Origin of the sequence: Bowdeniella massiliensis, from assembly GCF_023634005.1 — a bacterium.
GTDB lineage: Bacteria > Actinomycetota > Actinomycetes > Actinomycetales > Actinomycetaceae > Bowdeniella > Bowdeniella massiliensis.
Genome location: NZ_JALIQR010000015.1, coordinates 24211 through 36473, shown reverse-complemented (window position 1 = coordinate 36473; position 12263 = coordinate 24211). Strand labels below are relative to the sequence as shown.

Annotated in this window: 15 protein-coding genes; 13 read left to right on the top strand and 2 right to left on the bottom strand. The window is 65.2% G+C overall.

Annotated features, from left to right (window positions below):
• Window positions 1–89 precede the first annotated feature (89 nt).
• Window positions 90–1196 carry a D-alanine--D-alanine ligase family protein gene (locus MUN85_RS10595; protein WP_250506664.1) on the top strand — a complete coding sequence of 369 codons (1107 nt, stop codon included), beginning with the start codon at window positions 90–92 and terminating at the stop codon, window positions 1194–1196.
• Here MUN85_RS10595 and MUN85_RS10590 read toward each other — a convergent pair.
• Window positions 1193–1750, bottom strand: a complete 558-nt coding sequence (locus tag MUN85_RS10590; RefSeq protein ID WP_250506663.1) for a DUF3515 family protein — start codon at window positions 1748–1750, stop codon at window positions 1193–1195. The genes MUN85_RS10595 and MUN85_RS10590 overlap by 4 nt on opposite strands.
• 22 nt (window positions 1751–1772) lie before the next feature.
• On the opposite strand from MUN85_RS10590, the gene thiL reads away from it, so the two are divergent.
• The 3 genes from thiL (at window position 1773) to MUN85_RS10575 (ending at window position 3751) form a co-directional block, all read left to right on the top strand.
• Window positions 1773–2816, top strand: coding sequence for a thiamine-phosphate kinase (gene thiL / locus MUN85_RS10585; protein ID WP_250506662.1), 1044 nt, complete (start codon window positions 1773–1775; stop codon window positions 2814–2816).
• 84 nt (window positions 2817–2900) lie between these two features.
• On the top strand, window positions 2901–3332 hold the full coding sequence (locus MUN85_RS10580) for a VOC family protein (protein ID WP_250506661.1): 432 nt from the start codon (window positions 2901–2903) through the stop codon (window positions 3330–3332).
• Window positions 3329–3751: a VOC family protein gene (locus tag MUN85_RS10575; RefSeq protein ID WP_250506660.1), complete on the top strand. Its 423-nt coding sequence runs from the start codon at window positions 3329–3331 to the stop codon at window positions 3749–3751. Before MUN85_RS10580 ends, MUN85_RS10575 begins: the two co-directional genes overlap by 4 nt.
• Before the next feature lie 57 nt (window positions 3752–3808).
• On the opposite strand, the gene rpmB is transcribed toward MUN85_RS10575, so the two are convergent.
• Window positions 3809–4003 carry a 50S ribosomal protein L28 gene (rpmB, locus tag MUN85_RS10570; RefSeq protein ID WP_092565196.1) on the bottom strand — a complete coding sequence of 65 codons (195 nt, stop codon included), beginning with the start codon at window positions 4001–4003 and terminating at the stop codon, window positions 3809–3811.
• A 188-nt stretch (window positions 4004–4191) separates the two neighbouring features.
• Between rpmB and MUN85_RS10565 the strand changes: the two genes are divergently transcribed.
• The 9 genes from MUN85_RS10565 to MUN85_RS10525 are packed head-to-tail and all read left to right on the top strand — an operon-like array spanning window position 4192 to window position 12263.
• Window positions 4192–5682 (top strand): DAK2 domain-containing protein, encoded by a 1491-nt coding sequence (locus MUN85_RS10565; protein ID WP_250506659.1) that lies wholly within the window; start codon window positions 4192–4194, stop codon window positions 5680–5682.
• Complete coding sequence (locus tag MUN85_RS10560; RefSeq protein ID WP_250506658.1) at window positions 5675–7879, top strand: ATP-dependent DNA helicase RecG; 2205 nt, start codon at window positions 5675–5677, stop codon at window positions 7877–7879. The genes MUN85_RS10565 and MUN85_RS10560 overlap by 8 nt, the downstream gene beginning before the upstream one ends.
• Complete coding sequence (gene rsmD / locus MUN85_RS10555) at window positions 7876–8439, top strand: 16S rRNA (guanine(966)-N(2))-methyltransferase RsmD (protein WP_250506657.1); 564 nt, start codon at window positions 7876–7878, stop codon at window positions 8437–8439. Before MUN85_RS10560 ends, rsmD begins: the two co-directional genes overlap by 4 nt.
• A 10-nt stretch (window positions 8440–8449) precedes the next feature.
• The gene (coaD, locus tag MUN85_RS10550) at window positions 8450–8938 is read left to right on the top strand and encodes a pantetheine-phosphate adenylyltransferase (RefSeq protein ID WP_092565188.1); all 489 of its coding nucleotides are present in this window, start codon (window positions 8450–8452) and stop codon (window positions 8936–8938) included.
• Entirely contained in the window at window positions 8938–9456 is a 519-nt protein-coding gene (locus MUN85_RS10545; RefSeq protein ID WP_250506656.1) for an ATPase, read from the top strand. The genes coaD and MUN85_RS10545 overlap by 1 nt, the downstream gene beginning before the upstream one ends.
• Window positions 9446–10033, top strand: coding sequence for a YceD family protein (locus MUN85_RS10540; protein WP_250506655.1), 588 nt, complete (start codon window positions 9446–9448; stop codon window positions 10031–10033). The genes MUN85_RS10545 and MUN85_RS10540 overlap by 11 nt, the downstream gene beginning before the upstream one ends.
• The gene (gene rnc, locus MUN85_RS10535) at window positions 10030–10707 is read left to right on the top strand and encodes a ribonuclease III (RefSeq protein ID WP_250506654.1); all 678 of its coding nucleotides are present in this window, start codon (window positions 10030–10032) and stop codon (window positions 10705–10707) included. Before MUN85_RS10540 ends, rnc begins: the two co-directional genes overlap by 4 nt.
• Window positions 10700–11602, top strand: coding sequence for a bifunctional DNA-formamidopyrimidine glycosylase/DNA-(apurinic or apyrimidinic site) lyase (gene mutM / locus MUN85_RS10530; RefSeq protein WP_250506653.1), 903 nt, complete (start codon window positions 10700–10702; stop codon window positions 11600–11602). Before rnc ends, mutM begins: the two co-directional genes overlap by 8 nt.
• 46 nt (window positions 11603–11648) lie before the next feature.
• Window positions 11649–12263: a response regulator gene (locus MUN85_RS10525; protein WP_250506694.1), complete on the top strand. Its 615-nt coding sequence runs from the start codon at window positions 11649–11651 to the stop codon at window positions 12261–12263.

Here is a 12263-nt window from a genome sequence, read left to right as displayed (position 1 = left end):
TCCTAGGCGCGAGGCGGTTTTACGCTCACCACGCTACACCTGGCCGGGTCAGCGCTTTCGCGCGGGCGCCAGGGGTTATTCTGGATGAGATGAAAACCACCGGGAGAAAACCGCGGGTTGCGCTGCTCATTGGCGGCGTGAGCGGTGAACATTCGATTTCGTGCCTCACCGCCGCGGGAGTCCTGCGCAATATCGATCTCGAGCGCTTCGACGTGCTCGTCATTGGGATCACGCGCTCGGGCCACTGGGTGCTTGTGCCCGCCGAACCCGAGGCTCTCGAAGGCGGCCACGCCGAGGTTCCCGCCGACGCGCCCGGCGTCACTCTCGTGAAGGATGCCGCCAACGAGGTGCGGCTCATCGGAACCAATGGCACCCACGCTGATTTTGGCGTCGTCGACGTTATCCTGCCGCTGCTGCACGGCCCATTCGGCGAAGACGGGACGGTCCAAGGGATGTTCGAGATGCTGGGCGTGCGATATGTCGGCTCCGGCGTGCTCGCCTCGGCTGCCGGTATGGATAAGCACATGACGAAGGTGGTCTTGCAGCAAGCCGGGCTACCGGTCGGAAACTACGTCGCGGTCACTCCCGCCGCATGGCAGCGCGATCGCGAGAGTGTCCTCGCGCAGTGCGCGAAGCTCGCCAGCCCACTGTTCGTCAAACCCGCTCGCGCTGGTTCCTCGCTTGGCATCACCAAGGTTGACGACATCACCGAGCTCGCGGCCGCGATCGAAACCGCCCACGAGCACGATCCGAAAGTCATCGTCGAAGAGGGGGTGACGGCACGCGAGATTGAGGTCGCGGTGCTCGCCGGCCGTGATGGTCGCCCGCGCGTTGCTCCCGTCGGAGAAGTCGTCATGGACCTGGCACCCGATGAATTCTACGACTGGGAAACCAAGTACTTTTCGCACGACGCGGTCAGCATGCAGGCCCCCGCGCAGCTACCTGAGGATGTCGCCCAGAGCATCGCCGATTACGCGGCCGCAACCTTCGAAGCGCTGGAGTGCGAAGGACTCGCCCGAGTGGACTTTTTCTACACCGATTCCGGCGAGATCCTCGTCAACGAGATCAACACGATGCCCGGAATGACGCCGTACTCGATGTATCCCTATATGTGGCAGCAGGCCGGGCTTTCCTACCGGGAACTCGTCACCGAGCTCATCGAGCTCGCGCTCGCGCGTCCGGTCGGCCTGCGCTAGTTCGAGGGCCGATCCCCAACGACGTCGGTTGCGCCGACGCAGTGCGTCGTCGCCTCGATCTCCTCCACAGCCTTCGTCATTGCCAACAGCACTGCGGTGGGCTGTTCCAGGCCAGTTTCAGCCGGCACGACCACCTCGATCGCCGGGGTGCGGCCGTAGGTGATGAAGGTCCACGCGGAGTCCGGGGCGTGCACCGGGATGAGCGAGGAGCCGTATTCCGGATTGATCCAATCAATCCCGTCTGCCTCCGTGTCCTTGGCGGTCGAGGCGCTGACCGACAGGCAGCGATCGGTCGTTGGTGGGGGCGGATTAAGGCCGCACCGGATCGTGACCGGAGCCTGCGGATCCCCATAGGCCATGGAGGCTTGCGCGTCGGTCGAGATCTGCTTCATGCCCGCGATTGTGCGCGGCATTTTTTGAAAGACGCGCGCGCATACCGGGTCCGGCGCGTAGGGCGCGGGGGAGAGGTGAACCGGGGCAGCGCAGCCCGATAGCGCGGCCGCAGCGGCCACACCGATTGCGCCCAGTCGGGCGAGGGAGCGGGAAGGGATCACCCTTCCACTGTACGGTCGAATCGTGGCAGATCAGAAACCTTCGCTCGCCGATCTTGGCGAGGATGAGCTCCTTTCGCGCATCATTCCGCTCATGCCGGCAGGCGAGACCGTCATCGACAACGGCGACGACGCCGCGGTACTCCCAGCCCGCGATGGCCGGATCGTGGCCTGCACGGACGTGATCGTCGAGGATCGGCATTTTCGTCGTGAATGGTCCACGGGATCAGATGTCGGGTGGCGCGTGGCGATGCAAAATCTCTCCGACGTCTCGGCGATGGGGGCGATCGGAACGCAACTGCTCATCGGGCTCGTACTACCGGCTCAGACCCCGGTGGCGTGGATCGAGGATTTCGCGCGCGGAGTTGCGCAGGCCTGCGAGCACGCGGCATCGCAGTGGATGAAGCCCGTGGGCGTCGCGGGAGGCGATCTGTCCGGCGGCGAGATGATCATGGCCAGTATCACGGCGCTGGGTGACCTAGAGGGGCGCGAACCGCTGACGCGGGATGGAGCTCGTGAAGGTGACATCGTCGCAGTCGCCGGAACGCTCGGCTATTCGGCTGCGGGATTGGCGCTCAGGCGAGCGGGGATCACTCCGGATCGGCTTTCGGATCAGTGGCAGAATCTCGCCGATGCTAAGGTCCAGGCCGCAGAACTGGCGGAGTACGCCTGGCACATCTACCGCCGGCCCCAGCCGCCGCTCGCCGCGGGTCGCCGCGCAGGCCTTGCCGGGGCCAGCGCTGCCATGGACATCTCCGATGGCCTCCTGCGTGACCTCGGCCGGCTGGCACGCGCCAGCGACGTTGGAATCGTACTCGATTCGCTTCCTGACCTGTCGAACCTGGAACTGATCGCGGCACTGCTCGGAGATGACGAAAATGCCGCATCGCAAGCGGCGACCTGGTGGCTGACCGGCGGAGAGGATCACGCTCTCGTAGCGACGTTCCCGCCGCACCTAGATCTGCCCCAGGGGTTTTCCCGCATTGGGCAGGTCACAGGCGAAGGTGGCGAGGTCACGACACCCGACCACTTGGGTGCCGGAGCACCGGGTTGGGACCACTTTTCGTAGCGCACGGCGAGGTGAGCAACTTCGGACAAGTCACGATGAGGCGGCGGACCTAGAGTTGAGCCACTGACTCTCGAGGAGGTGCAGATGGCCATCACGACTCTTCCGCAATTGGCGTTTTCCACCAATGCCCGCGAGGCCATGGACTACTACCACTCGCTGCTCGGCGGCGAACTCATCGTGACGCGAATGGGGGACATCTTCCCACTAGCGACGTGGCCGGATCTCGTCGCACACAGCGTCTTGCACACCACCCACGGCATCGCCTACGAAGCTTGCGACGACTGCATGCTTGGCGGGAAGAGCGGCAACCTAGGGGAGTCGCGAACCTCGATCACACTGGTAGGCCGCGCCGAGGACGAGGAATACCTGATGGCATTCTTTGCGGCGCTTAGCACCGAGGACGAGGTCATCTGCGAGTACGGGGCACAACCCTGGGGAGACAACTTCGGTGCCGTCACCGATAAGTACGGCAACACCTGGAACATCAACTGCACACCCACGGGAGAAACCTCATGACCATCACCGCCATCCCTCAGCTTGCGTTCACGACGAACGCGAAAGAAGCGATGACCTACTACGCCACGATTCTGGGTGGGAAGGTGTCCTTTACTTACCTAAAGGACCTCGACCCCACGAGTGCCACTCCAGACCTTGTCGCGCACGCTGTTCTCACCAGCGAGTGTGGCATCACGATCTATGCCTCCGACGACTGCATGACCGGCGGGAGCGATGAAAACATCGGATCCTCGCGCACTGATGTCGCCCTCGTGAGCGATGATCACGGCTCCGTCGACCACCTCACGGGTGTCATCGAGGCCTTTGCCGCCGAGGGCACGATGGTCTGCCCGGTCTCGGTACAGCCATGGGGTGGCCTCTTTGGTTGCGCGACCGACAAGTACGGCAATACCTGGATGGTTAATCTGCCGGCCAGCTAGCAACAGGGCAACAAAAAAGAGGACGCAAATCCGTCCTCTTTTTTTGCGCAGGTGCGCTTACTTAGCGTTGCGCGCGACCTTTCCAGCCTTCAGGCAGGAGGTGCACACGTTCAGGCGCTTGGGGGTGCCGTCGACGAGGGCGCGCACGCGCTGGATGTTCGGATTCCAACGGCGCGAGGTGCGCACGTGCGAGTGCGAGACGCTCTTGCCGAAGCTGGGGCCCTTGCCGCAGACGTCGCAGGTGGCAGCCACGGTTCTTCTCCTCGGATCACTTGAGTTCCCGCATCGCGGGTGGTCTTTTAGGCGCCCTTATCGGAGTGACCGACATGGGGCAACCGGTCAAGAATACACAGGTTTGGGCTCAAAACCCAAACTTTGTCGCTGGTGCTGTAGGACACAGATGTGATTGTGTCGGCCATCGGCGGTAACCTGCCTATCACATGGACACCGCACCGCTCACCCTGGACGCCGACCACGCCCGTGCCTGGCTCGCTGAAGCCCTGCGCGCTCTGGCTGCTGTCCGAACGAAAGTTGATGCGCTCAATGTCTTTCCAGTCCCCGATGCCGACACGGGCACCAACGTGGTCCTCACCGTGACGGCGGGGGCTCGCGCCGCGCAGCGAGTTGGTGACGACGCTGATCTGTCGACTCTGACCACCGCCATGGCGAAGGGCGCGCTGTGGGGCGCTCGCGGCAACTCCGGGATCATCATTTCGCAGGCATTCCAGGCCCTGGCCAGGACTTTTGCCGGCCTGAACGCAGCCGGCCCGACCGACCTCATTCGGGCTCTGGATGCGATCGCCATCGCCGCCCACGACGCTGTCGCCGACCCCGTGGAAGGCACGATCATCACCGTCGCCCGCGACGTTGCCGAAGCTGTCGTGAACCTGCCTATTGACGCCACGCTGCGCGATGTCGCCGCGACGGCCCATGCTGCAGGTATCGACTCGCTGTCCCGAACGGGGCAACTACTCGGAAAGGAAATTGGCGCCACGGTCTCCATTGACGCCGGCGCCGCCTCCTACGTCGTTCTCCTCGACACCCTGGCCGAGGCTCTCGGCGTGAGCGATCGCGATCCGATTCCGTGGAGCCTTGCCGATGATGCGAGCGCGCCGCACGAGGCGCCTGCTGGCGAGGGCGAGTTTGAAGTCATGTACGTGACGAAGACCGATCGCCGTTACGCGCAAGAACTGCGCTCCAAACTCCGAGCCGTCGGACACTCCGTCGCGGTAGTGGCAGGGCAGGACGATTATTGGCACGTCCACGTCCACCTCGATGAACCAACCCAGGCTCTCCCCACCTCACCCGTCGAGCAGGTCCTGGTTCGCCACCTGCAGGCACCGGCGACGCGCTTTGGCGTCGTCGCCACGACGACGGGAGTTGGTCTCCTCGACGAGTTAGCGCGCTGCGGGGCGGTGACGGCACTCAACCCGTCCAGGGCAGCCCTGATCAAGGCCGTCATCGACACCGGCGCCACCGACGTCACGATCCTGCCCGCTTCCGTACAGCTCGCCGAGCTTGCGCGCCTCGTCGCCACCGACCCGGAAGTAAGCTCTGAAGGAATCGAGGTCTCTGTCGCGCCCACGGATTGCGATCCGCTCGTGTTTGCCGTGTGTACCGAATGGGGGATCGCGCGCCTCATGAATAGTGACGTCCACCCGCTTGATCTCGCCCAAGCCTGCGATGCCGAAGTCGAAATCCACGAGATCACGGCCTCAGCCAGCGCGGATCCCGAGCGCCTGGTCCAGCGCGCACTTCAAACCTTTTCCGGTGCCGAGGGAGAGGTCGTCACGCTCTTCGTTGGCGAATCCATCGCCGCATCGGGACTGGCTCGCTCGATGGCACGAGCCCTCGCCGCACGCGGCATCGAGGTCTACGAATGCGCGGCCGGTCAGCCGCGGCCCGACGTGTGGGTGCTCAGCCATGGCTGATATCGCCGGCCGGCTGCCCTATCTGTCACAGGACCTCGCCCGTCACCTGGGTACGACGAGCGCGAAGAAACTCGCCAAACTCGGGCTCCACACCGTCGAGGACCTCCTGTGGTACGTCCCGTTCCGGCTCCAGGATCCGGGCGACCTGACCCCGATTTCCGGCCTGACTCCCGGTGCGCAGGTCGTGCTCAATTTGGAAGTCGTTGACGTCACCACGCGCACTACCGGTCGTCCCGGGATGACGCTGATGAAGGTCATGGCAACCGACGGCTCGCGCCTCATTGAACTGCCCTACTTCATCCGTTCCCGGCGCATGGAGTCCTTCTATCGCTCAAAGTTTCGTCCCGGCGTCCGAGCCTTTTTCTCGGGCAAGGTGCGTGAGTATCGCGGGGAGCTCTCACTGACCCAACCCAAGGCCGACTTCTATGACGAGTTCAGTGACGTCGATGCGCTCGGGCAGGAAGCCACGAGGATTCAGCCGGTCTATCACGCGAGCTCCGCCATCAGTTCTCGCGCCATCGGCAAAGCGATCCAGACGGTGCTCGGAGCGGCCGATCAGCGTGATATCCCGGACATCGTGCCGGATATGGTGCGCGCCCAACGCGGCATGGGCCACCTCGTGGACGCTCTCCGCCACGCCCACCTGGTGGCCGAAAACGCCGACTACCAACGGGCGCTCACGGAGCTGAAGTTCACCGAGGCCTTCGTCCTGCAGGTGTTATTGCAGCGGCGCCGATTCATCGCGCAACGCTCGACAACGCGCGCCTGGCCACCGAGCGAGGACGGCATTCTGGCGCGCTTTGATGAGCGGCTCCCGTTCGCCTTGACGGCCGGACAACAACGCATCGGCGCGGAGATCTCGCACGCGCTGAACGGCACCGCGCCGATGATGCGCCTCCTCCAGGGTGATGTCGGCTCCGGTAAAACCATCGTGGCGCTGCGCGCGATGCTCCAGGTGGTTGAAGGCGGGGGTCAGGCCGCGCTGCTCGCCCCAACGGAAGTGCTGGCCTATCAGCACTACCGCACCATCCTCGACCTGCTCGGCGAGCTCAGCGGCAGCGGGCTCCTCGGCGGGGAGGACCACGTCGGAGTCGCGCTCGTGACCGGAAGCCAAAAGGCCGCCGAAAGACGAACCTCACGCGCCGATGTCGCAAGCGGCGCTGCGGGCATCGTCGTCGGGACGCACGCGCTGTTTTCCGATGATGTGCAGTTTGCAAATCTGGGATTCGTCGTCGTTGATGAACAGCATCGCTTCGGAGTCGAACAGCGCGATCGACTCCGTCAGGGCCCATCGGGACCGATCCACGTGCTGCATATGACGGCCACTCCGATCCCGCGCACGATCGCGCTGACCGTCTTCGGTGATCTGGAGACCTCGACCTTGGATGAACTTCCGGCCGGACGGGCGGCGGTCGAAACCTATCGGATTCCCTCCGATAACGAGCGCTGGGTCCGCCGAATGTGGCAGCGGGCAGCCGAAGAAATCTCCGCGGGTGGGCGCGCCTATGTTGTGTGTCCCCGGATCGATGATGACGGCGCAGCGGGCGAAGACGGCGCCGAGATCGCCAGCGATGACGACGAAGCGCCGCGCGCATTGGCCGCCGTGACGAAGGTGGCTGCGCAGCTCGCCGAGGATCCGGCCCTGCAGGGGATTGGAATTGGGCAGCTGCACGGCCGGATGTCGGCCGAGGACAAGGACCGGGCCATGGCAGACTTTGCCGCTGGCCGGACCCCGCTGCTCGTATCAACAACGGTTATCGAGGTCGGCGTCGACGTTCCCGACGCGACGGTCATGATCATTCTCGATGCTGACCGCTTTGGCCTCGCCCAGCTCCACCAGTTGCGCGGCCGCATCGGACGCGGCAGCAAACCCGGCGTGTGCTTCATCGTCGACCAGGCCCGCGAAGGCCAAGGGATCGACCGACTCAGCGAATTCACTACCACCACCGACGGCTTTGCTCTGGCCGAAATCGACCTCGCTACCCGGCGCGAGGGAGACGTCCTCGGCCGCATCCAGACCGGTGGCCGCAGCGGACTGCGCGTCCTGTCGGCGATCAAGGACCGGCGGATCATCGAGGACGCGCGCGACGCGGCAGCCCACACCCTGGCAGGCGATCCAGACCTCAGTGAGCATCGCGCCCTGTTGTGGGCCGTCATGAACCTGGCCGATGAAGGCGAATACCTGGAGCGAACATGACGAGGATTATCGCGGGGGATTTTGCCGGTCAACGCCTGGCGGTCCCAAGTTCCGGCACCCGCCCAACCTCCGATCGGGTGCGAGAGGCGCTGTTTTCCTCCGTCGAAACAACGGGCCTGCTTGACGGTGCGCGGGTCCTCGACCTGTGCGCGGGCTCGGGGGCGCTCGGCATCGAGGCACTCTCGCGCGGTGCGCAGTTCGCAGACCTCGTCGAGTCCCACCACAAGAGCGCGGCGATTATCAAGAAGAACATCGCCGGCTTGAAGCTGGCCAGCACCCGGATCGCGGTCCATGCGCGCGACGCTCGGACATTTGTCGCCGATGAGGCGACGACCGTGGCCTACGACCTCGTCTTCATCGATCCGCCCTACGACATCGCGCCCGAACTCATCGACCAGTGCCTGGTGACCCTCAAGGATCGCCAGCTGCTCGTTTCCGATGGTCTCGTCATCGCCGAATCTGCCACGCGCAGCGAGCTGGATCCGCCAGCCGGTTGGCAGGTGTGGCGAGAGAAAGCCTACGGCGAAACTCGCCTCACGTATCTGGAACTAGCGCAGTAGGCTAGAGGGTATGACTTCCTCCATTGCTGTTTGCCCCGGTTCCTATGACCCGATGACGCTCGGACACGTCGATGTGATCGAGCGCGCGCGCACGATGTTTGACAAGATCATCGTTGCCGTCGCCTACAACGCCTCCAAGAACTCACTGTTCGACCTGGATATGCGGGTCGAGCTGGCGCGCGCCTCCTGCCAGCACATCGATAACGTCGAGGTGCTGCCGGTGCCGGGCCTGCTCGCGGACTTCTGCCGCGAACAAAAAGCCACGGCCATCATTAAGGGACTGCGCGGCTCTGCCGATTTCGACGCTGAACTCGCCATGAGCCTCATGAACCGTGAGCTGTCCGGCGTCGAGACCGTCTTCATTATGGGGGCGCCCGGGCTTAACCACATCGCTTCCTCGATCGTGAAGGACGTTGCCCGCCACGGTGGCGATGTCTCCGGTTTCGTTGCGCCCGCCGTTGAGCGAGCCCTGTCGGGAATCTTCGGCCGGAGGGACTAGTGGCGACGTCATCGGAGAATAACTCCCGCGGCGACTCTCTTACCGAAATCCTCGACACGCTTGCCGACTACGTGCGGGGTGCGCGTGCCATGCCCATGAGTGCCTCGGTTATCGTCTCGCGAGCAGAACTCCTGGAGATGATCGATACGGCGCGAGAACTCGTGCCGACGGAGATCGCGCGCGCCGATGCGACGCTGCGCGGCGCCGACGTCACGATCGCCTCCGCCCGCGAGCAAGCGGACCGCATCCGAGCCCAGGCCCGCAAAGAAGCCGAAGCGATCCTCGCCGACCAAGAGGTCGTCGAAGCCGCCACCAAGCACGCCCAGACCATTGAGGCAGAAGCCGAGGCTCGAGCCGCGAAACTCACTCGCGATGCGCAGGACTACTGTGACCGAACCCTCGCCCAGCTGGAAGTCAACCTCAACCGTGCGCTGCGCGAGGTCGCCGGCGGTCGGCGCGTCCTGGGAGAACAACTGGCCGCCTACAACGAGGAAGATCACCCGAGCGATGAATCCTAAGAAAACCCCGCACCTTGACCCCTCGAGCGACTGGGTTCTGGATCTTGCCGACCTGCCCCGCTCACCGGGAAGCGAACGCCCTATCGATCTCGACGTCACCCTTGCCGAGAACTGGGGCAGCGACGTCGCGCGCATCGAAGCCGGGCGCCACGTGAGCCTGACCGGCACCCTCGACTCGGTGCTCGACGGCGTCTTCCTCTCGGCAGCCGCGCGCGCCCAGGTCGATGCCGAATGTGTACGCTGCCTCGATGCCGTCACCATCCCCGTCGATACCCGCATCGATGAGCTCTTCCTCTACCCCGAAGCCGTCACCCGGGCAAAGGATGACGGCGATGAGGAAGCCGAAGAACTTCCCCGCGTCAGCGATAACTACATCGATATCGAACAGGTCGTGCGCGACGCGATCCTCGGTGACCTGCCGTTCTCACCGCTGTGCCGTGAGGACTGCGAAGGGCTGTGCCCCGATTGCGGAATCGCCCTGCGCGACGCCCCGGCGGACCACCACCACGAAAACTTCGATCCCCGCTGGTCAGCACTGTCCGGGCTGGCGAGCCCGCGAGACGACGAGGAGTCATGACAGCAAGCGCCCCGCTGCTCCAAAGCCTTGGCACCGCGGTCGATGAGGACCTGCTCGTCCAAGCGCTCACGCACCGCTCCTTCGCCCACGAGGCCGGTGGCCTGCCCGATAACGAGCGTCTCGAATTCCTCGGTGACGCCGTGCTCGACATCATCGTGACGGACTACCTGTTTCACAAGTTCCCGCGCCACAGCGAATCCGAACTCTCCAAACTGCGCGCCGGCGTCATCTCCCAAGAATCCCTCGCGCACATCGCGCGCGATATCGACCTCGGCAGCTACGTCCTACTGGGCAAAGGCGAGGTGAAAACCGGCGGCAGCAATCGCGATTCGATCCTGTGCGACGCGATGGAAGCGCTCATCGGAGCCGCCTACCTCACCGGCGGTCTCGAGACGACGCGAATGATGGTCCTGCGCCTCATCCAGGGGCAACTCCAGCGCGTCCTTTCCGGCCGCCAGGGCGTGGATTGGCGCACCCAGCTCGCGCTGCGCGCCGCCGAACTCGACCTCGGCGAACCGCACTACGAGATCGAAACCAGCGGCCCCGATCACGACCGGCGCTTCACCGCGATCGTCACCGTCGGCGAGGTGACGACCCAGGCCCAAGCGCCCTCCAAACGAGTGGCGCTGCGCGACGCATGCGAAAAGGCCATGGTCCTGTTGAGCGATGCCTGAGCTGCCCGAAGTCGAAACGGTCCGCGCGGGCCTCGCCCGCCACCTGTTAACTCAGCCCGTCATCGACGCCGAATTCTTCCACCCCCGCGCCACCCGGCGCTCCCCGGGCGGCGCGGACCATATCCTCGACGTCCTTGCCGGCACGCGCCTTGAGGGCGTCGTGCGGCGCGGCAAGTACCTGTGGTGGGAACTGTCCGACCGCGCCGAAGCGCTCGTCATCCACCTCGGCATGAGCGGCCAAATCCTCATCGACCCGCGCCCCGGAATGCCCACCCACCATCGGCGCGCGCGCTTTCACATCGGCGAGCACGACGTCTGGTTCGTCGACCAGCGCACCTTTGGCCACCTGCTCATCAGCCCGCTGGTGCCTACGAATGATGGCAAGAGCGCCGGCTGGGGGAGCAGCGCTGCGCTCATTCCCGAGGTCGTCTCTCACATCGCGCGCGACCCCCTCGATGAGCATTACGATCCCGCTGCCACCGCGCGCGCGATCCGCGGCCGCACGACCTCCATCAAACGCGCCCTGCTCGATCAGAGCCTCATCGCCGGGATCGGCAATATCTACGCCGACGAAGCGCTGTGGCGCGCCCGCATCCACCCGCGCCGCGCGACCGCCACCATGACCCAGCGCGCAGTGCTCGGCCTGCTCGGCCACGTCCGCGACGTCCTTGCCGAGGCGCTCGCGGCCGGCGGCACCTCCTTCGACGCGCTGTACGTCGACACCTCGGGGCGCTCGGGCTACTTCGCGCGCGAGCTCAACGCCTACGGCCGCACCGGTGCGCCGTGCCCGCGCTGCGGCCGCCCGATCGTGCGCGAGTCCTTCGCCAACCGCTCCTCGCACCGCTGCCCTTCCTGCCAGCGGCTTCCGGCCCCCGCGCACCTGGCAAAGTGCTAGGGTTTTGGACGTGACCACCTCATCTGCTCCCCGTGATATCCGCGTCATGATCGTCGACGATCACGAGATCGTGCGCCGGGGAATCGCCGAAATTGTTGACCGCGCCGACGGCCTCATGGTCGTCGCGGAAGCCGGATCGGTCGCCGACGCGGTGCGCCGCGCAACCCTCGTGCGTCCCGAGGTCGTCCTCGTTGACCTCCAACTGCCCGACGGCACCGGGATCGACATCATCAACGCGCTCACCGAGCAGGTGCCCGACGCGAAGGCCGTGGTCCTGACCTCCTTCGACGACGATGACGCCCTCGCCCAGGCGCTGCACGCCGGCGCGAAGGCCTACCTGCTGAAAACCGTGCGCGGCGTGGAGATCTCCGACGTCGTCAAGGCCGTGGCCGATGGCCGGATCCTGCTCGATGAGCGGACCGTGACGCGCCGGCGCGCCGATCACGAGGATCCCACGGCCAACCTCACGCCCTCGGAGCGCAAGGTGCTCGAGCTCATCGGCGACGGCCTGTCCAACCGGGAAATCGGCGAGAAGCTGGGCGTTGCGGAAAAGACCGTCAAGAACCACATCACCGCGCTGCTCGCCAAAATGGGCTTGCAGCGCCGCACCCAGGTCGCGGCCTGGGTCGCCGGCCAGCGCGCCTCCGGCTGGCGCCAGTAG

Coding starts and splice junctions, on each gene's coding strand:
- rsmD (WP_250506657.1), top strand. CDS start 7,876: ATGACGAGGATTATCGCGGGGGATTTTGCCGGTCAACGCCTGGCGGTC.
- MUN85_RS10565 (WP_250506659.1), top strand. CDS start 4,192: ATGGACACCGCACCGCTCACCCTGGACGCCGACCACGCCCGTGCCTGG.
- MUN85_RS10540 (WP_250506655.1), top strand. CDS start 9,446: ATGAATCCTAAGAAAACCCCGCACCTTGACCCCTCGAGCGACTGGGTT.
- MUN85_RS10580 (WP_250506661.1), top strand. CDS start 2,901: ATGGCCATCACGACTCTTCCGCAATTGGCGTTTTCCACCAATGCCCGC.
- MUN85_RS10560 (WP_250506658.1), top strand. CDS start 5,675: ATGGCTGATATCGCCGGCCGGCTGCCCTATCTGTCACAGGACCTCGCC.
- mutM (WP_250506653.1), top strand. CDS start 10,700: ATGCCTGAGCTGCCCGAAGTCGAAACGGTCCGCGCGGGCCTCGCCCGC.
- coaD (WP_092565188.1), top strand. CDS start 8,450: ATGACTTCCTCCATTGCTGTTTGCCCCGGTTCCTATGACCCGATGACG.
- MUN85_RS10575 (WP_250506660.1), top strand. CDS start 3,329: ATGACCATCACCGCCATCCCTCAGCTTGCGTTCACGACGAACGCGAAA.
- MUN85_RS10595 (WP_250506664.1), top strand. CDS start 90: ATGAAAACCACCGGGAGAAAACCGCGGGTTGCGCTGCTCATTGGCGGC.
- rnc (WP_250506654.1), top strand. CDS start 10,030: ATGACAGCAAGCGCCCCGCTGCTCCAAAGCCTTGGCACCGCGGTCGAT.
- MUN85_RS10525 (WP_250506694.1), top strand. CDS start 11,649: ATGATCGTCGACGATCACGAGATCGTGCGCCGGGGAATCGCCGAAATT.